15 protein-coding genes are annotated in these 17,084 nt (G+C 44.9%); 1 reads left to right on the plus strand and 14 read right to left on the minus strand.

What is annotated here, in order from left to right:
- Positions 1–242: 242 nt before the first annotated feature.
- Entirely contained in the window at positions 243–2,279 is a 2,037-nt protein-coding gene (locus Q0438_RS00270; protein WP_299186009.1) for a TonB-dependent receptor, read from the minus strand.
- Between the two features lie 134 nt (positions 2,280–2,413).
- Here Q0438_RS00270 and Q0438_RS00275 point away from each other — a divergent pair, with 134 nt between their 5' ends.
- The gene (locus Q0438_RS00275; protein ID WP_299186012.1) at positions 2,414–2,938 is read left to right on the plus strand and encodes a hypothetical protein; all 525 of its coding nucleotides are present in this window, start codon (positions 2,414–2,416) and stop codon (positions 2,936–2,938) included.
- Positions 2,939–3,381: 443 nt separating this feature from the next.
- Here Q0438_RS00275 and Q0438_RS00280 read toward each other — a convergent pair whose 3' ends face one another.
- The 13 genes from Q0438_RS00280 to Q0438_RS00340 all read right to left on the minus strand — a co-directional run bounded on the left by Q0438_RS00280 (position 3,382) and on the right by Q0438_RS00340 (position 16,293).
- Positions 3,382–3,633, minus strand: a complete 252-nt coding sequence (locus Q0438_RS00280) for a hypothetical protein (protein WP_299186014.1) — start codon at positions 3,631–3,633, stop codon at positions 3,382–3,384.
- A 352-nt stretch (positions 3,634–3,985) separates the two neighbouring features.
- Entirely contained in the window at positions 3,986–4,624 is a 639-nt protein-coding gene (locus Q0438_RS00285; RefSeq protein ID WP_299186017.1) for a YggS family pyridoxal phosphate-dependent enzyme, read from the minus strand.
- Positions 4,621–5,736 carry an RIP metalloprotease RseP gene (rseP, locus tag Q0438_RS00290; protein ID WP_299186020.1) on the minus strand — a complete coding sequence of 372 codons (1,116 nt, stop codon included), beginning with the start codon at positions 5,734–5,736 and terminating at the stop codon, positions 4,621–4,623. The genes Q0438_RS00285 and rseP overlap by 4 nt, the downstream gene beginning before the upstream one ends.
- Before the next feature lie 346 nt (positions 5,737–6,082).
- Positions 6,083–7,432, minus strand: a complete 1,350-nt coding sequence (locus Q0438_RS00295) for an MmgE/PrpD family protein (RefSeq protein WP_299186023.1) — start codon at positions 7,430–7,432, stop codon at positions 6,083–6,085.
- 5 nt (positions 7,433–7,437) lie between these two features.
- Entirely contained in the window at positions 7,438–8,805 is a 1,368-nt protein-coding gene (purB, locus tag Q0438_RS00300) for an adenylosuccinate lyase (protein WP_299186026.1), read from the minus strand.
- 12 nt (positions 8,806–8,817) lie between these two features.
- Positions 8,818–9,981, minus strand: coding sequence for a PLP-dependent aspartate aminotransferase family protein (locus Q0438_RS00305; protein WP_299186029.1), 1,164 nt, complete (start codon positions 9,979–9,981; stop codon positions 8,818–8,820).
- Positions 9,982–9,991: 10 nt separating this feature from the next.
- Positions 9,992–11,368 carry a C4-dicarboxylate transporter DcuC gene (gene dcuC, locus Q0438_RS00310; protein ID WP_299186032.1) on the minus strand — a complete coding sequence of 459 codons (1,377 nt, stop codon included), beginning with the start codon at positions 11,366–11,368 and terminating at the stop codon, positions 9,992–9,994.
- A 112-nt stretch (positions 11,369–11,480) separates the two neighbouring features.
- Positions 11,481–11,837 carry a Rid family detoxifying hydrolase gene (locus Q0438_RS00315; RefSeq protein WP_299186036.1) on the minus strand — a complete coding sequence of 119 codons (357 nt, stop codon included), beginning with the start codon at positions 11,835–11,837 and terminating at the stop codon, positions 11,481–11,483.
- 250 nt (positions 11,838–12,087) lie between these two features.
- Positions 12,088–12,726, minus strand: a complete 639-nt coding sequence (locus tag Q0438_RS00320; RefSeq protein ID WP_299186038.1) for a PAS domain-containing protein — start codon at positions 12,724–12,726, stop codon at positions 12,088–12,090.
- A 93-nt stretch (positions 12,727–12,819) separates the two neighbouring features.
- Positions 12,820–13,374, minus strand: a complete 555-nt coding sequence (pgsA, locus tag Q0438_RS00325) for a CDP-diacylglycerol--glycerol-3-phosphate 3-phosphatidyltransferase (RefSeq protein WP_299186097.1) — start codon at positions 13,372–13,374, stop codon at positions 12,820–12,822.
- Positions 13,371–14,150: an enoyl-ACP reductase gene (locus tag Q0438_RS00330; RefSeq protein ID WP_291937459.1), complete on the minus strand. Its 780-nt coding sequence runs from the start codon at positions 14,148–14,150 to the stop codon at positions 13,371–13,373. Before Q0438_RS00330 ends, pgsA begins: the two co-directional genes overlap by 4 nt.
- Positions 14,151–15,047, minus strand: a complete 897-nt coding sequence (dapA, locus tag Q0438_RS00335; RefSeq protein ID WP_299186041.1) for a 4-hydroxy-tetrahydrodipicolinate synthase — start codon at positions 15,045–15,047, stop codon at positions 14,151–14,153.
- Complete coding sequence (locus tag Q0438_RS00340; RefSeq protein ID WP_299186044.1) at positions 15,040–16,293, minus strand: pitrilysin family protein; 1,254 nt, start codon at positions 16,291–16,293, stop codon at positions 15,040–15,042. Before Q0438_RS00340 ends, dapA begins: the two co-directional genes overlap by 8 nt.
- Positions 16,294–17,084: the final 791 nt, after the last annotated feature.

The following is a 17,084-nucleotide window of genomic DNA, read 5'->3' on the forward strand; positions in this document are numbered from 1 at the left end:
TTTTTGATTTCGCAAGTATAGCAAAAGAAATTTTAAAATAGATTTATCTTCGCTAGACGCCTATTTAGCTGCTAAATTTGAAAATTTACAGACGGTGATTTTATATTGCTCGGCGCAAAATTTGAGCTTTAAAATTTGAAAAGTTAAATTTAAAAGGGGCGGGCGGTCTGAGATGAGGCTCAAAACCGCTCGCCATCGGAGTTTAATGAAAAGGCAAAATGCCGCCGCCGTTTAAACCTGAATTAAAATTTATATCTGATGTTTGAGAAAAATACGCGACCCTCCTCAGGGAAGCCCTCTCTATACTCATAGTTTTTATCAAACAGATTCGATACTCCCGCCTCTACGCTTAAGCTCTCGACGGGCTCATACGTAAGCTTGAGATTGGTTGCGCCAAAGCCCGCCGTTTTGTGATCTATATGACTACTTCTACCGGTGGGCACTCTGTTCCACAAGCTCGAACTAAGCTCTTGGGAGACGTAAACGCCGAATTTAGGCAGAATTTTATAATCTGCGTATAAAAATCCTTTGTGTTTAGGCAGATCATAGACGATCGTGCTGTCGCCGCTTTCTTTGTATTTGGCGTTCATATACGTATAATTTGCGCCAAGCTCCAAATCTTGCGTCGCAAAATATGCTGCGGCGAACTCAAAGCCCTTGTAATGAGCCTTATCGACGTTTACGTTCATATCTCTGGTTTGCGCAAATCTAGTAACGCTGGTCGTGCCGATAGCGTCTTTAACTCTGGAGTAAAATACCGAAGTTTCCAGCCTTAAAAATTCTCCAAAATTCCTTTGGTAGCCGACTTCGTAGTGGTGTGCTACTTCGGGCTTTAGGTGCGGATTTGCGAAATTTCGCCCAAACCTCTCGCTATATCTATCTTTCATGCTGGCAAAATAGGTCTTTTTGGCGTAGCTTAAGCTTAGCTCATCCTCGCCGTCAAAGCTATGTTTGATCGCGGTTTGGTAATTAAAGGCGTGTTTCTTGCCTACGTCAAACGAGGTTAGCTTCCAGTTAGCGGGGTTGCCGCCTCCGCCGCCTCCGCCTTTATATTGGATGTAGTCTTCGGCCTTAATAGCATCTCTCGTGTCGTAACTAACGCCCAAAATCAGTTTGGTAAAATCGGTAAATTTGTGAGTGTCTTCAAGCGCGAAACCGTAGGTTCTATCTATAAAGGTAACGGTCGGTTCGGTGCCGAATATTCCGATATAGTGGATCTTATGTCCGGAGTGCTTATTGTGTTTGTAGTTTGTGGCGAATTTAAGCGTGTTGCTATCGCTTACGTCTCCGCCCATTTCCAAACCGAATCCGTATGCGTTATCCTTATACTTGCTATCCTCTTTTTTATCGATATCAAACATTCCGTTTTTAAACTCATCGGCAAAAGCCTTAGTATTTATGTAAAAGCTATTTGCAAATTCCGTATGCGATAGGAAATAGACGCTTTGTCTGTCCCATTGATACCACTCCCATTTGCGATCTTTTTGGCTAAAAGCCGTATATCTTCCCGCATACATAGGCTGCTCTTTGCTTGCCTTTTGGTTTACGTAGGTGATTGCGTATTCGTCGGTTTCGTTTGGCGTAAGGCCGAGTTTGATATTAAATTTCTTATCTCGCTGCACGGAGTTATCGCGTCTGCCGCCATCCTCGTTGTTATTTGCGTCGCCTTTAAATTTACGAGACATCTGCTGCCCCATATCCTCCATAAAGCTGCCGCCTGCTTGTACGTAAAATAGCTCCTGCTTGCTACCGACGTTCAAATCGACATTGTTGCCGTAGGTTTTGCCGCTTCTGCCCGTCTCAAAGCCGTAGCCTAAATTTCCCTCAAGCTCCTTGCTAGGCTTTTTGGTGATTAAATTTATCGCGCCGCCCATAGTGTTTGGACCGTATAGCACCGAGCTTGAGCCCTTTGAGATGTCGATCCTGCTTAGATCGAACGTGCTAAACCTGCCGTAGTCCGCGTTGCCGTCGTAAGGCACGTAAACGGGAATTCCGTCGATAAAAAGCGGCACCCTGCGCGAATCAAAACCGCGAACGTAGAAATTTTGCTCGGCGCGCAGACCTTTTTTATCCGCATAAACGCCCGGCGTACTGTAAGCGACCTGCGAGAGACGCTTTATCTCGTCTTTTTGCATCTGTTGCTCATCGATGGTCACGACGTTCGTGTCGCTTTTTTGCACGCCGCCGACGTTTTTTACGACCTCGATTTGTCCGAGCGTAAACACCTCGCCGTGAAGCGCTATCGCGGCACAGCAGGCGATTAAGCCAATCTTTTTCATCCTAACTCCTTAAAATAAAATTTTTATTATATATTATGTAAAATACCATTTTATGGAATAAATTTATTAAAATATTTGAATATAATTTTATTTTATAAATATTTAAAATCGACTTAAATGTTAAGGCTTTTAAAATGAAATTTAAATTTCTACTTTGCATCGACGACACGGACGAGCTCGGCGGCGATATTTCTACGGGCCTGCTTGCCGAAGAGATCGCCGCGTTTGCGGGCTCGTTCGCGCCAGTTTCATTCGTCACGCGCCATCAGCTCTTGCTTGATCCTCGCATCAACTATACCTCGCATAACAGCACTATGTGCCTTGAGGCCTGGCTTACCGAGTCGCAAAAGCAGCGCGTGCTGGATTTTGCGCTTCAGCTACTAGAGCGCAAAAGCGCGCCCGGCGCGGAGCCGGGTATCGCGGCGGCCTTTGAAAAAGATATCTTAAACGCGCAAGAGCTGATAAATTTCGGCAAAAGCGCGAAAGAGATATTTTTAAGCACGGAGCGGGCATTTGAGACGGCAAGTACACAAAACGTATTTTTAAAAGAGCTAAAAAGCGGCGCTCGCGGCGTCATCGGCGCGCTAAAGCCGGTATTTTTGGATTTCAAGGCACCTTGCTCGCTAAAAAAGAAGCGGATGGCGGCTTTAGAAACTTAAGCGTAAAAGAGCTTCGGAGGTTTTGATGCGTGCAAATTTTAGTGAAAAAGGTGAGTTTAATTTGGCAAATCCAGCTACGAAAAAGCGCGCGAAACCGCCGAAAACTGCGCCAAATTTAAGCTAGATAACGATGAAGAGGAGATGGCCTGCGGCGGCGAAATCAGCTGTTACGACTGCGCTTTCAGGCGCTGGAGCGCGGAGAGCTTTATCTGCGTGATACTTTTCAGCGCGATAAAAAATAGGCGAAATTTTAAAATTTAAAGCGGGTCGCGGCGGGTAAATTTAAAGCTATTGGGTATTTTTGAATTCGCGGCTTAAAAAAAGCGCGAGTCTGCAAAGTAGATATAAAAACGCAAGATACAAGGCAGCGGACGCGGATGCTGTCGCTCAAAATATGACGCTTCTATATTCGGTATTTAAACGGGCGAGTAAATTTATGAGGATTAAAATTTTAAAGGGCAGGGCTGCTCTGCGCGCCTTAAACGCTGGTGTGAGCGCAGATCGGACATATCGGAATGCTTGTTTGCAAAAGTATAAAGGATCGCGCCTTGCCTTTTATCGGCGCGCCGCCAAATACCGTTTCTGAAAACATTGCATCGCTCGCCGAACTGCGTCGTCTGCGTTGCCGCTTTGAAATTTTGTAGCGCAAGCTGGTTAAATTTGCGCCGCTTGACGGGCATTGCTTCATCTGTCATCGGCGCATAGCCATTCTACGTTTGTCGTTGTTTTAAATTTACAGCAGCGAAGTGTGTTAGATTTTAAAATTTCGGCGTTGATTAAATTTTATCGGTAGAGTCCGCGCTATGTCGTTTAAAATTTAGCGCCGCCATATCGCTTTAAAATTTTATGCCGCTAAGGCACGCTAAAATTTTTCGCCAAAATACGCTGAGATGCGTAAATTTAATATTGCGCCATATTATCGCATCAAAATTTTACATTGCGATTGAGCGCCGAACTTGCATAGAGGGTAGCATGAGCCGTGCGCGACCGATTATTGCGTCGAGTTTAAATTTAACGCCGTCCGCCCCTAGGCCCGTCCCTCGGGGCCTAGGCGTATAAAATTCTACCCAGGCGGATCATGTTCGAGCCGCATTTGATCGCGAGCTCAAAATCATCGCTCATCCCCATCGAGCAGATCCGCGCGCCGTGCGGCACGAGCGCGTCAAAGATTTCGCGCGTCGCCTCGAAGCTTCGCGCGATCTGCGCGGGCTCGCTCACGTGCGCGCCGATGCTCATCACGCCGATTAAATTTAGATTTTTGCACTCCTGCTTGATGCGTAAAAACTCCTCCACGGCGCGGTTTTTATCGAGCCCCGTTTTGGAGCTCTCGCCCGCAGCGTTGATCTCCAGCAGCGTATCTAGCGGATAAGTTAGCCGCTTATTTACGGCAAGCGCGAGTTCGCGACTGTTGCAGCTCTGCCACAGCGTCGGGTGCAGAGCGATGAGCTGATTGATTTTGTTGCTTTGCAGGGTGCCGATGAAGTGCCACTTTAGCGGCAGTTCACCCAGTAGCTCGCTTTTGCGCTTCAGCTCCTGCACTCTGTTTTCGCCAAACGCGATCTGTCCTTGCGAATACAGCTCGCGTACTTCATCCGTGCCTACGTTTTTACTCACCGCGACTAGCTGCACGTCGCCCGCACCTGTTTTCGCAGCCTCAATGCGCTTTAAAATTTCATCCAGCCTCATTTGTAAAATCCCAAAATTCTAGCGAAATCATTTAGCACCGTAAATATCATTAAAAGCGCTAAAATCCCCATTCCTACGTAGCTGGCGCCAACGAACACCCGTTTTGGTACGGGGCGGCGGAAGATAAGCTCAAAGAGATTAAACGCGATGTGTCCGCCGTCGAGCGCGGGGATCGGAAAGAGATTGATAAGCCCTAAATTTACCGATATTAGCGCCACGAGCGCGAGCAGGACCGCAGCACCGTAATCTACCGCCTTTGAGGTGATATCGGTAATGGCGACGATGCCGCCCATCTCCTTAGGCGAAACGACGCCGCTAGCGAGCTTCTCGAGCCCTACCAAGATGAGCTTTGATGCCTCCACCGTCTGATCCCACGCGAAGCTAAGCGAGCTCGCGCCCTTGTGATACAGCGTCACAGTCGCGTTATAATCGGGCGAAATGCCGATGAGCGGCACTCTTATGCTCTCGCGCCAGATGGTTTTTTTCTCGCCGAGCTTCGGCGTGAGCTGTAGGCTCAGCCGCTCGCCGCCGCGTGAAATTTCTAAACTTAGCGGCGCTGCGGTTACCTGCTTTGAGATGTCGTCCCACTCGCGGATCTGCTTGCCGTCGATCGATAAAATTTCATCGTTTAGCATTAGCCCTGCGCTTGCCGCGGCGGAGCCTGGCGAAATTTTGCCGACCTTGGGCGCGAGCTTTTCGACGCCGATGTAGCCCAGCGCGATGTAGATCAAAAACGCAAGCAGCAGGTTAAAAAACGGCCCCGCAAAAAGTATGATTATGCGCGCGATCGGGCCTTTGGAGTTGTAGCTATCGGGGTCCGCGCTTACTGCGGCGGGATCCAAATCCTCCTGCCCCTTAAGGCTCACGTAGCCTCCCAGAGGGATCGCGCTGATGGCGTACTGCGTCGCACCGATGCGCTTGGTAAAGACCTTCTCGCCGAAGCCCACGCTAAAGACGTTCACCCCCACGCCCAGCGCCCGTGCCGCCAAAAAATGCCCCAGCTCGTGGAAAAAGATGAGGAAGCTGATCGCCAGCACCGTGACCATAAAATTTATCGAGTAAAAATAAAATCCGACCGCCAGGATCGCCAGCGTTAAAATTATGCTTTTCAAATTTCAGACCTTTGTAAAAAATGGGCTAAGCTTACTATGATTTTGTAAATTTTAAGCTTAGATCGCCGTTTAAAGCCTTAGCTCGCTTTTTAAACTTGGTTGGCTTTTTGAGCTTAGCCCGCCGCCGTTTCGGGCTGTAAATTTAGCTAAATTAAGGTGTGCGGCGGGTAGTCGGAGCGATACTTGAGTCGGTATAACATAAGCCTTTCCTAGAAATAAAACTTGCTCCTGCGCAGCTTATCGAGGTTTGAGTAGTCAGTGCAATAAATTGATTGCGACGATCTAGGCGATCAAAATGATGCTTTAAATTTAGCTTGTTTTGAAATTCCACTGGGCTTTGGGAAAATTATAAAATTTTATCTAAGTCCACCTCGGAACTTTCATAATTTTTTACGGCTTCTTTGATTGCCAAAAGCTTCTTTTCGCTAAATTTAATAGATGCGCACTGTCTAAATTTTGCAAAAATTTCATCAAAACTTAGTGGATTATCGAAATTTCCTCGGTTGATAAAAACGTCTTTTTTTATGATCTTTCCATCTTTTAAAGCAGCCTCTATGTGTCCGGGGAAGTATTTAGGAAAGCCCTCATTTTTGCGCTTTTCATAGGTTATTTTCTTCGCAAGTTTTACTACCTCTGCTCTATTTAAATTTTCGTAGCTTTTTAAATTTAACTCGCCGTCAAAAAAAGCCGTAGCCATCAGAAACGGCATAGAAAATTTTGCCTCATAAGCTGTTTTAGGGGTATATTTAAGCTCTATCGGATCGCAGATAAAGCTTATGGGAACCTCATCGACGTAACATTTTATGCTTTTTATATCATCGCTTTTTAGCCCGTCTTTTCTAAGCAGGATTGCGCAGTCGATCAGCCCATGCGCAAAATGGCAGCTCGGATATGGTTTGATAGATACCTGCATGATCTGCCAAATTTTATCAAGACCCCTTATAAGTTGGCTTTTATCGCATTCGCTTTCTATACCGAAGGTCTTAAAGATATTATCTCTGCCTTCGAAAATACTAACCGGTCCGCTCATTGCGTTTTTTGCGAAATTCACCGCCAAAATAGCGTTATTTACGCAGTTTGCGACATGTATCACCTTGGAATTAGAGCCGTTTGATAAAAATTCATTGATGCCGCTTGCATAGCTTGCAGCGAGCCCCAAGGCATTTATGCATTCCTCTTGCTTTAGTCTTAATGCTACGCACATAGCGGTGGTGGCGCCGAAAATCCCTGCGATTGCCGTGGTGTGAAATCCACGTTTATGAAAGCTTCCTTTTGAGGCTATACCAAGTCTTGCGGCGACCTCCCATCCCGCTACGAAAGCGGTTAAAATTCTGCATTTAGGAATTTTCAGGTAGCTCATATAGCTTAGACAAAGGGGCGTTAAAATTGCGCTTGCATGCACGATCGCCTCCGTATGCGTATCATCAAAATCAAGCGCATGCGAGCTGATGGCGTTTATCATAGCTGCGTAATTAGGCGCAAATTTTGCGTTTCGCCCCCAAATTTTGCACTCTCCGTCGCCGCCCGGTAATTTTTTTATAGTTTTTATGGCATTTTGTACGCTTTTTTCGTTGTTACCCGCGATGCCTACGCCGATGCAATCAAGCATCAATTCTTTAGCCCGCAAGATAACCTCTTGCGGGATGCTTTTATAAGTGAGCGTCGAGATAAATTTAGAAATTTCTACCGAGTACATAGCGGCTACTTTAAAATTTTGCTGTTTTTAATTTTTTGCAAAAAATTATCCACGAGCTGCGGCGCATAGCCGACATAAGTCGTCGGATCAAGCAGCCTCTCTATCTCTTTTTTATCGAGGATTTTCGATACGTTTTTATCTTTTAGTAAAACCTCTTTAAAACTTAGGCCTCCCTCTATGCCCCTCATTGCCGCTTCATAAACTATCTCGTGAGCGTGTTGCTTGCCGAATCGATCCGCAAGAGCGAACATCACTCTTTCTGCCAAAACGAAGCCGCCTAATGCGTTTAAATTTTTAAGCATCTTATCTTTTTTGACTTCTAGCCCAGATAAGACGGTTTTCATATTGGCTAAAACCACCGAGAGCATTAAGAAAATTTCAGGTAGCAGCTTCCATTCCATTTTCCATACTTGGCCGTCCCTTTCATGCTCGTGTCTTTCGATATCCGAAAGTATCGCTATATTCGCTTTAAGGGTATTGCTTACGGTTACTGCGTTTTCGCTTATAGCCGGATTACGTTTATGCGGCATCGTGGAGCTTCCCACTTGGCCTTTGCCGAAAGGCTCGGCTACTTCATCAAGCTCATTGTGCGACATAATTAAAATTTGATGAGCGATTTTATTAAAAGTTGCATTTATATTGCCAAGTACGTAGCCAAGCTCTATAAATCTATCTCTTGCAGGCTGCCAAGATATATCTGGGGTTTGCAGTCCGAGAGATTTATCGACCAGCCCTTCTACTTCATTACATTTATCGCTTAATGATGCTTTAGTCCCTACTGCCCCGACTATCAAGCCTACGTATAATCTTTTTTCTAGTTCTTCTATTCGCTCAAAATGTCTATTTAACTCCGATAACCAAATAGCGCTTTTATGTCCAAACGTGATGGGAAGAGCTTGTAAAGATAGTGTCCTGCCCATCATAGGGGTATTTTTGTGATCCTTTGTGAGTTTTAAAAGGGCTTTTGCTATATCTTTAAGATCTTTTTTGATAAGCCCAAGACCCTCTTTAAACTGCAAAACAAGCCCTGTATCAATGATGTCTTGAGTAGTAACGCCAAAATGCACGAATTCTCCGAATCCATTTTCACAAGCTTTTTCAAGCCCCCTAACGGTCGGCACTAGAGGATGTTTTGTTTTTTTGGATTCATTAAAGATAAATTTCATATCCATAAATTTATAAAACGCTTTTTGGGATATCTCCCTGGCTGCTTCTTTGGGAATTATGCCAAGCTTTGCCTGGGCTTTAGCTAGTGCAGATTCGACATCAAGCCATTTTTGAATCCTATTTTCTTCACAAAAAACCTCTCTCATATCAGGAGTACTCCAAGAGTCCTGAAGTATGAGCATATCAAATACGCTTACTTTTTGCATAAATCTACCCTCTTATTTTAAAATTTTATCAAGCGCCCTAGCTAAATCGGCTATGAGATCACCAACGTCCTCAAGTCCAATATGAAATCTAACAAACGGTCCTCTTTTGCTCCAGTCGCTCGCCGTTCTAGGAGGAACTGTAACAGTAGCCAAACTCTCATATCCACCCCAAGAGGCTCCGATAGAAAAAAGCTCAAGATCGTCTACAAATTTTATCGCACTTTCTTTACTTATACCATCATTAAACTCTATCGTTATCATTCCATTTGCACCTAGATGATCGCGTATAAAAACATCGTGATTAGGATGTGTTTTTAAGGTAGGATAAAATATCGTTTTTATCTCTTTCCTGCTTTGCAAAAATTCTACTATCTTTTTGGCAGATTTTTCATGCTCTCTTAACCTTACGCCAAGAGTTCTGATGCCTCTTAAGACTAGATAAGCATCGTCGGGACTTGCCGTAAAGCCAAAAATTTCAGGAAGCTTGTCGAAATTTTTCCACTCTTTTTCATTAATTATTACGGCGCCCATTGTTACGTCACTATGACCGCTTAGATACTTTGTTGCAGCAATTACCACGATATCCACTCCAAGTTTTATTGGGTGTAGCAAATAGCCCGAGCTATAAGTGCTGTCTATGGCTACGGGGATATTATGCGTGTGGGCTATCTCGCAAAGCTTTGGTAGATCGATGATTTCGTAAAGAATAGAGCCTGGACTCTCGCAGAGTATTAATTTGGTATTCGGTCTTATCTTTGATTCCACGTCGCTTGCATCGGCCTTGATGAAATCTACCTGTATGTCCACATTTTTTAAAAATTTCTCGCATATCGCACGAACGGGCCCGTATATGGCGTCAGTTATTATAAAATGAGCTCCCGCACTTGCGTAATTTAACAAAACCATCGCCAAAGAGGCAAGTCCGGTAGGGAAAAGCTGGGCTCTGTATCCACCCTCAAGCTCGCAAAGAAGCTTTTCGAGCTCAAAATTAGTGCAGGTTCCTCTCGCGCCGTAGCTTAAGACTCGCTGTGTTTCACGAGCTTTTCTCGTCGCCTGCCAAGCGTCGTGATTTTTAAATAAAATCGTAGAAGCCCTCATTACGGGAGCATTGACAGGACGAACATTTAGGTTGTCATCGCCTCTTCCAAGGTGTGTTAATTTGGTATCCAGTTGCATAAAATTCTCCTTATAGATATATAAATGTCATTATTAAATTCGTAAGCCCGGCGATTATCATCGGAAGTGCCGTTCTTTTAACTACGGCAAATGGGCTAACCTTAGCTATTGTAGCAACTGCGATGATAGCGGGTGCGATAGGTGACATACATCTACCGAAGCCCGTCATTATTTGAACCGGTAGGATAATAGAGATTGTCTCGACATTAAATGATTTGGCGATATCCGGAATTAGTCCAGCAAAGCTAAAAAATGCTGCATTTCCCGAACCCATCAAAAATGCACTTATTGCAAGAAGGAAAGAGACAAAAACGATGATAGCAAATACACCGACCCCTGCGTCTTTTGCAAAATTTATCAAAGTATCGACAAAGCCGACTGCTAAAAGACCGCTTGCAAAAACCTGACCGCAGACGATGAGCGAAACGGTGATTACGAAAAGATGACCCATTCCTTTAAAAAATATCATCAATGAATTTGCCGTTTCTATGAGACTTTTATATCTGACACACTCAAATAAAATGGCGACCACAGTCGAAATCAGCATAGCTACCGGCACATTCATTTTAATAGAGCTGCCGAAAATTTTACTAAAGCCAAGTATTAGAACTATCGGAATTATGGGAAGTATAGCATAAATAAGAGGCGGCTTTTTGATCTCTTTTTCTCCGGCTTCTTTGAGATCATCCTCCACCGCAACGGCATCAAATACGAAGCCTTCTTTTTTATCAAAATATCTTTGCGAAAAATATACAGTAATCGCAACGGCTATGATGATAGGAATGGTCGTAGGAAGTTGATGGCTTACGAAATAAACCGCAGGATCAATGCCTGCTACTTTTGAAGCATATATTACGTTTCCGCTTCCGGGACCGTGATCGATAAACTGACAAGAGCCTATTACCGAAAGTGCCGAGAGCTTACTAACTCCGGTTCTAATTAAAATAGGATATAGCGTAACCATTAAAAGTAGTGCAAGCCCTGCATGAGATGGGATAAAAAGGACGATGATTTGCACTACAAAATAGGAAACGACTAGTAGCATATATGGGTTTTTGACCTTTTGAAGCGGCTTTTCAAATACCTTAAAAAGCGAGTAACTAGCTCCTACATGATCCATATATGCAGAAAATCCTGCTATACACATGAGGGTAAGGCCGAGTCCCGCAAGAGTAGAGGACATTTTTTGATTTATCACTTCAAACAGATCAAAAAATGCAAAATTTAAACTCTTTTTAGACTCTATAATATCTCCTATACCAAAAATAGCTGCTAGAGCCAGTAGTAAAAGACCGCTTATAAGTAAGGCTGCGTGTGCGTTGACCTTCTTATAAAGCATAAAAACTAAGAATGCTATGATAGCCAAGGCTATGATTAGTCCTAACATTGTTTTGTCCTTGTTATAATATTTGTTTAAAATTAAACATAAACGTAACGAATTTAACCCGAAACCTATGCCATAGTACCCATGGCGCGTATGGTAACGAGCTAAATCAACCTTATTTTTTGGCGATTACTTCTATCTCTACCATAGCGTCCTTTGGTAAGTCTTTGACCGCAAAGGCGCTTCTTGCGGGGTACGGCTCCTTAAAATAGCCTCCGTAAATTTCATTCATTTTGGCAAAATTTCCAATATTCGATAAGAATACAGTTGTTTTTACGATATTTTCAAAGCCAAGCCCGAGCTCGCTCAATACGGCACTTATATTTTCAAGCGATCTTTTCGTTTGGGCTTCTATGCCATCTACAAGCTTGCCATCGGTAGGGTTGATTGGTAGTTGACCTGAAATAAATATCAGATCTCCACAGACCCTATAAGCGCTATAAGGACCTATAGCCTTTGGATATTTGCTCATAAAGCTCCTCCTATGCAATAAAATTTTATTATTTATAAAGAATTTTACAAGATATAAGATAAATTTTTATTGAAATTTGAAGATAACTAAGAGAAATTTATTATATTTTATTAAAGATTTAGGGTTAATTCAAATATAGTCGCCTTTTTTCTCAAATTTAAAATAATTTGATAAAAAATTATTAAATTTAGATACAATTTAATAAAAGCAACGATTAAGCATGTTGGTAAAAAAATTTTATACAATAATGTTAGTCGTTTTGGTTTTTTTGCAGATAACGATAAACGCTCGGTTCTGAGATATTTAGATATTTGGCTACTTTGGGTATCGATCCCTTGACGTTGAAAATTCCGTTTTCATAAAGCTTCTTAATGCATTTAGCCCTATTTTTAGGCTTTGGATCGCTCGCGTTTAGATCATGCCTTTTCAGTATATCCTCTATAATCTCTTCTATATTTTCGCTAAGTTGCTCTATTGCGTCTTGGGCGCTTGTTTTGGCGTCTTGCGCAGTTAAATTTGCAAGCTTTAAAAGATCGTTTGAAAGTTTTTCAAATTTACTTCCGTCATAGTTTATACATAGCATTCCTTCAATATTTTGTCCATTTTTTATAAAAAAGGTCGAGCCGTTGATCTTTAAATTTGAACTAGTTTTTGCCTTATAATTGGTTATATAATCGCATTCTAGGTACTTTTTTGATTGGATGAGATCCAAAGCAAAACCCGTTAGCGGGGAGTTTATACTACGCCCGCTGATATGAGAGTTTTCGATGGCTACTACGCTTGAGCCCTTTTGATTTATATCATGCAGAACTATTTCATAGTTCTGACCAAGAACTTCGCCTAAAAATTTTACTAACTTTTCATACCGTCTTTTTAAATCATCAGTCATATTTCATACCTCGTTTAAAATTATAAAGATTAAGTAGCAGCCATTTTACTAATAAAATAAAGTTTAAATTTAAACATAATTATACAACCTAGTTCAATGCTTTGCTCGCGCGTAGGCCAAAATATATTCAAAGCCCGAATATAGCGTCAGTGCGACCGCGATCCAGAGTAGGGCGTTTGCGTAGGGCCACTGCATCGTTAGCCAGCCGATAGCGATCATCTGAAAGACCGTCTTCACCTTGCCCGCCATCGACGCGGCGACCTCTACGCCGTCGCCCGCCATCGCCACGCGAAGGCCAGTGATGAAAAACTCGCGGATTAGGATCAGATAGATCGCCCACGGACTGGCGCGCCCGATAAACATAAGCCCCAAAAAGCCCGCAAGCGTCAGCATCTTATCGGCGAGCGGATCGATGATAGCGCCGAGCCTCGTTTTTTGGTTCCAAGAGCGCGCGATGTATCCGTCGAAAAAGTCCGTAACGGAGGCGATTACAAAGACTAGCGCGGCAAAATAATCGATCCAGCTTACGTGCACCGAGCCCACCATGCCGCCGCCGTCCGCATGACCGGCTAGTAAGATCAGCCAGAAAAACAGCGGCGCCAGCGCAACGCGAAAGCTCGCTAAAATATTGGGTAAATTTAGCATTATTTAAAGGTTGTTCCGCCATCGACGATGAAGGTGTGCCCCGTCACCCAGCTAGCCTTGCTCGAGCATAGAAATAAACATGCTCCCGCCAAATCCTCCGGCTGCCCCATACGTCCTAGCGGGCTAAGCTCGGCGGTTTTATCGCGCACCTCCTCGTAGTTCGTAAAGGCCCGCAGCGCGTCCGTCTCGATCGGTCCGCCGCTTACTACGTTTACGCGGATGTTTTTTTCGCCGAGCTCGGTCGCGGCGTAGCGTGCCATCGCCTCAACTGCGGCTTTCGCCGTGCCGTGACCCGCGTAGTTTTCGATATAGACTAAATTTCCCGTGGAGCTAAGCGATATGATCGAGCCGCCGCCTACCGCCTCCATGCGCTTTGCGGCTTCTTGTGCGCCCACGACGAAGGCATTTACGGTCGCGGTAAAGATATTGTTGATACCGCGCGGCTTTAGCCTCATAAATTTAGTGTATCCGCCCGCGACCGCGCGACCCGAGATGATGGCGTTTGAGATGAAAAAATCCACTCGCGCAAAATCCTCGTCGATCTTGGCAAAGAGCTCCTTGTAGGTCTCGGGCTCTAAGATATTGAGCGCATAAGCGCGTGCCTTGATGCCGTAAGCCTTCTCAAGATCGGCTGCTTGCGAAGTCGCTAGCTCCTCGTTGGAATTATACGTAAAAGCGATATTTGCTCCCGCAGCTGCGAATTCCAAAACTATCGCCCTGCCTATGCCTCTCGTGCCGCCGCTGATAACTAGCGTTTTTCCTTTAAATTCGTTCGTCAATTAAAATCCTTTGATAGCGTATTGTTTCATTACGTTTTCTATTTTTTTGAGGTTTTCCGTGCTCGGCTCGCAAAGCGGCAAGCGGTACTCTAAACTCGGCGTTAGGCCTGCAATATACATCGCCGCTTTGATCGGGATCGGATTGCTCTCGCAGAATAAAATTTTATTGATCGCGTAGAGATCGTCGTTGATCTGCTTGGCTTTTAAAAACTCATTTTGCAGCGCAAATTTCGTAAGCTTCGCCGTGTAATCGGGCAGTAAATTTGCCGTAACCGAGATCACTCCCTTGCCGCCGTTGCTTAGTATCGGATAGTTGATCGCATCTTCGCCGCTAAGCACGCTAAGGCGCGGCTCGTGCGCGAGTAGATCGACGCATTTATCGATGCTGCCGCTTGCTTCTTTGACGCCGTAGATGTTCTCGCAGTCGTTAAAAAGCTTGATGATCGTATCTGCGGCGATGTCGCAGCCGGTGCGACCCGGGACGTTATATAGCAGCACCGGCAGATCTACCGAGCTCGCGATCGCTTTGTAGTGCAGATACAGCCCCTTTTGGGTGGGTTTGTTGTAGTAGGGCGCTACGGATAAAATTCCGTCCGCGCCGTGAGCCTGTGCAAACTGCGCGAGTCCGATCGCTTCGTGAGTTGCATTACTGCCCGCGCCCGCTAACACCTTAACGTCCGTGCCCTTGCACGCATCTACGGCGATCTCGATACAGACGCGGTGCTCGTCGTGCGTCAGCGTCGCGCTCTCGCCCGTGGTACCGACGGGTACGACCGCGCTTATGCCGTTTGCGATCTGTCTTTTGATGAGCTTGGCGTAGGTCTGCTCGTCCAATTTGCCCTCTTTAAAAGGCGTGATCAGCGCCGTCATAGAGCCGATTATGACATTTTTATTCATCGTTTTCCTTTCGTAAGATAATGCTCGTGGAATTTTTAAGGCTTAGATAGGTCTTCATCGCTTTTTTAACCGCGTTTTTATCTAGGCTTTTGATCTCGCGCTCCAGCCTAAATAGCGCGTCCAGATCGCCGCGGACGATGTAGCTGCCGTACATCTGCGCTACCTTGCTAGCGCTGTCGAGAGAGTAGATCAGATCGCTACTTAGGGTGTTTTTGATCTTTAGCATATCGTCGTCGCTTATTTTTGCTTTTTTGGCTTTTTCGATCAGCGCTAAAATTTCATCCCTCAGCGCCTCGCCGCTTACGCCTTGGTTGCAAACGGCAAAGACTATAAATAAATTCTCGTCCTTGGCGCTCATATCGTAGATGTTGATCTGATTGGCGAGCTTTTTCTCATCGACCAGCACGCGCTGTAAAAGCGAGCTCTTGCCGCCGCTAAGATATATATCCATCGCTTTAATCGCCGCGGCGTCAGGATGGTTAAACGGCGGAATTTTAAAGGCGACGGCCACGATCTGCGCCTCGCTGTTTTTATAAATAACGCTAAGCTTTTCGCCGTCTTGCGCGGGCTCGGTGCAGTGAAGGCGCGGAATTTCGCTTTTGTTTTTTACGGGCGCGAAGTGTTTTTTGGCCGCATCAAACGCCGCCTTTTCGCCGATGTCGCCAGTGATCAGCAGTACGGCGTTTTGAGGCTGATAAAATTTAGCGTGAAATTCCTTGATATCTTTGATGCTCCAGTTTTCGATATCCTTGCGAAAGCCGATCGGCGTCCAGTGGTACGGGTGGTACAAAAACGCGGCGTTGTAGAGCCTGAAAAATAGATATCCGAACGGATCGTTATCGGTGCGCCACAGCCGCTCCTCGAGCACGACCTTGCGCTCGGGCTGAAATTCTTTGTCTTTGAGGCTCAAGTTTTGCATTATGTCGGCGTAAAGATCCAAGCAGACCTCTAAATTTGAGCTCGCACACTTAATGAAGTAGTGCGTGTAATCAAAGCCCGTGCTTGCGTTGTTTACGCCGCCAAATCCCTTTACGATCGCGTCAAACTCGCCCGCCTTGCGATTTTTCGTGGATTTAAAATTTAGATGCTCCAGCATGTGCGCGATGCCGCTTTTGCCCATCGTCTCGTCGCGCGAGCCGACGTTGTAAAACACGTCCACGCTGATGACGCCGCTGCCTTTATTCATCGGGATGTGATAAATTTGAAGTCCGTTTTGCAGCGTGATTTTCTTAAATTTCGGAAACATTAATCTTTTTTCGCCTTTCGTTTTTTGCTTGAGTTTTGCTCCGCGTCTTGGGCACCGCTCGCTTTTTTAGCCTCTTTAAGCTCTTTGATCTCTTTAGCCTCGGCATTTTTAGTTTTTGCGCCGCTTTGCTTTGCGTTTTTGGCTTTTAAGCTTTTGCTTTCCGCACTATTTTTTGACGCGGCTTTAGTTTTAGAATTTTTACTTTCTATGTCGTTTTTTGGCGCGGCTTTAGTTGCGGTTATATTTTTTGGCGCAGTTTTGGTTTTGGTGGTTTTGCTTGCCGCGCTGCTTTGTTTCGCGTTTTTGGCCTCTAAATTCTCGCTCTTTGCGCCGCTTTGCGAGAGGTTTTTAGCTGCAGCGCCCTTTTGCTGCGCAGTATTCTGCGCGCCATCTTTCTGCGAAGCGTCATCATACTGCGCAGTATTCTGCGCGCCATCTTTCTGCGAAGCGTCGTTATCTTTCGCAGTATCTTTTTGTACGGCGTCTTTTTGCGTAGCGTCCTTTGAAATTTTACCGCGTTTGGAGGTTATGCCGCTTTTTGAAATTTGACTTTGTTTTTGATCCGCACCGCTTTTGGAAGCTCTTTTTGAAATTTTATCCTGTTTCTCATCGGTGCTGCCTTGCTTTGCGCTTTTAGCTTCTAAATTTTCGCTTTTTGCGCTGCTTCGTTTTGAGCTTTTAATCTCCGAATTTCCGCTCTCCGCACCGCTTTGCTCGATTGATCTTTGATCCGTCGCAGTATCTGTGTTTATCAAAGCATTTAAATTTGCCGAAGCGCTAGAATTTTCGTC

It is taken from the genome of uncultured Campylobacter sp. (assembly GCF_938030785.1).
GTDB lineage: Bacteria > Campylobacterota > Campylobacteria > Campylobacterales > Campylobacteraceae > Campylobacter_B.

Bases quoted from the DNA above. Each gene is read 5' to 3' on its own strand.
- Q0438_RS00270 (WP_299186009.1), bottom strand. From the start codon at position 2,279: ATGAAAAAGATTGGCTTAATCGCCTGCTGTGCCGCGATAGCGCTTCAC.
- Q0438_RS00275 (WP_299186012.1), top strand. From the start codon at position 2,414: ATGAAATTTAAATTTCTACTTTGCATCGACGACACGGACGAGCTCGGC.
- Q0438_RS00280 (WP_299186014.1), bottom strand. From the start codon at position 3,633: ATGACAGATGAAGCAATGCCCGTCAAGCGGCGCAAATTTAACCAGCTT.
- Q0438_RS00285 (WP_299186017.1), bottom strand. From the start codon at position 4,624: ATGAGGCTGGATGAAATTTTAAAGCGCATTGAGGCTGCGAAAACAGGT.
- Q0438_RS00295 (WP_299186023.1), bottom strand. From the start codon at position 7,432: ATGTACTCGGTAGAAATTTCTAAATTTATCTCGACGCTCACTTATAAA.
- purB (WP_299186026.1), bottom strand. From the start codon at position 8,805: ATGCAAAAAGTAAGCGTATTTGATATGCTCATACTTCAGGACTCTTGG.
- Q0438_RS00305 (WP_299186029.1), bottom strand. From the start codon at position 9,981: ATGCAACTGGATACCAAATTAACACACCTTGGAAGAGGCGATGACAAC.
- dcuC (WP_299186032.1), bottom strand. From the start codon at position 11,368: ATGTTAGGACTAATCATAGCCTTGGCTATCATAGCATTCTTAGTTTTT.
- Q0438_RS00315 (WP_299186036.1), bottom strand. From the start codon at position 11,837: ATGAGCAAATATCCAAAGGCTATAGGTCCTTATAGCGCTTATAGGGTC.
- Q0438_RS00320 (WP_299186038.1), bottom strand. From the start codon at position 12,726: ATGACTGATGATTTAAAAAGACGGTATGAAAAGTTAGTAAAATTTTTA.
- dapA (WP_299186041.1), bottom strand. From the start codon at position 15,047: ATGAATAAAAATGTCATAATCGGCTCTATGACGGCGCTGATCACGCCT.
- Q0438_RS00340 (WP_299186044.1), bottom strand. From the start codon at position 16,293: ATGTTTCCGAAATTTAAGAAAATCACGCTGCAAAACGGACTTCAAATT.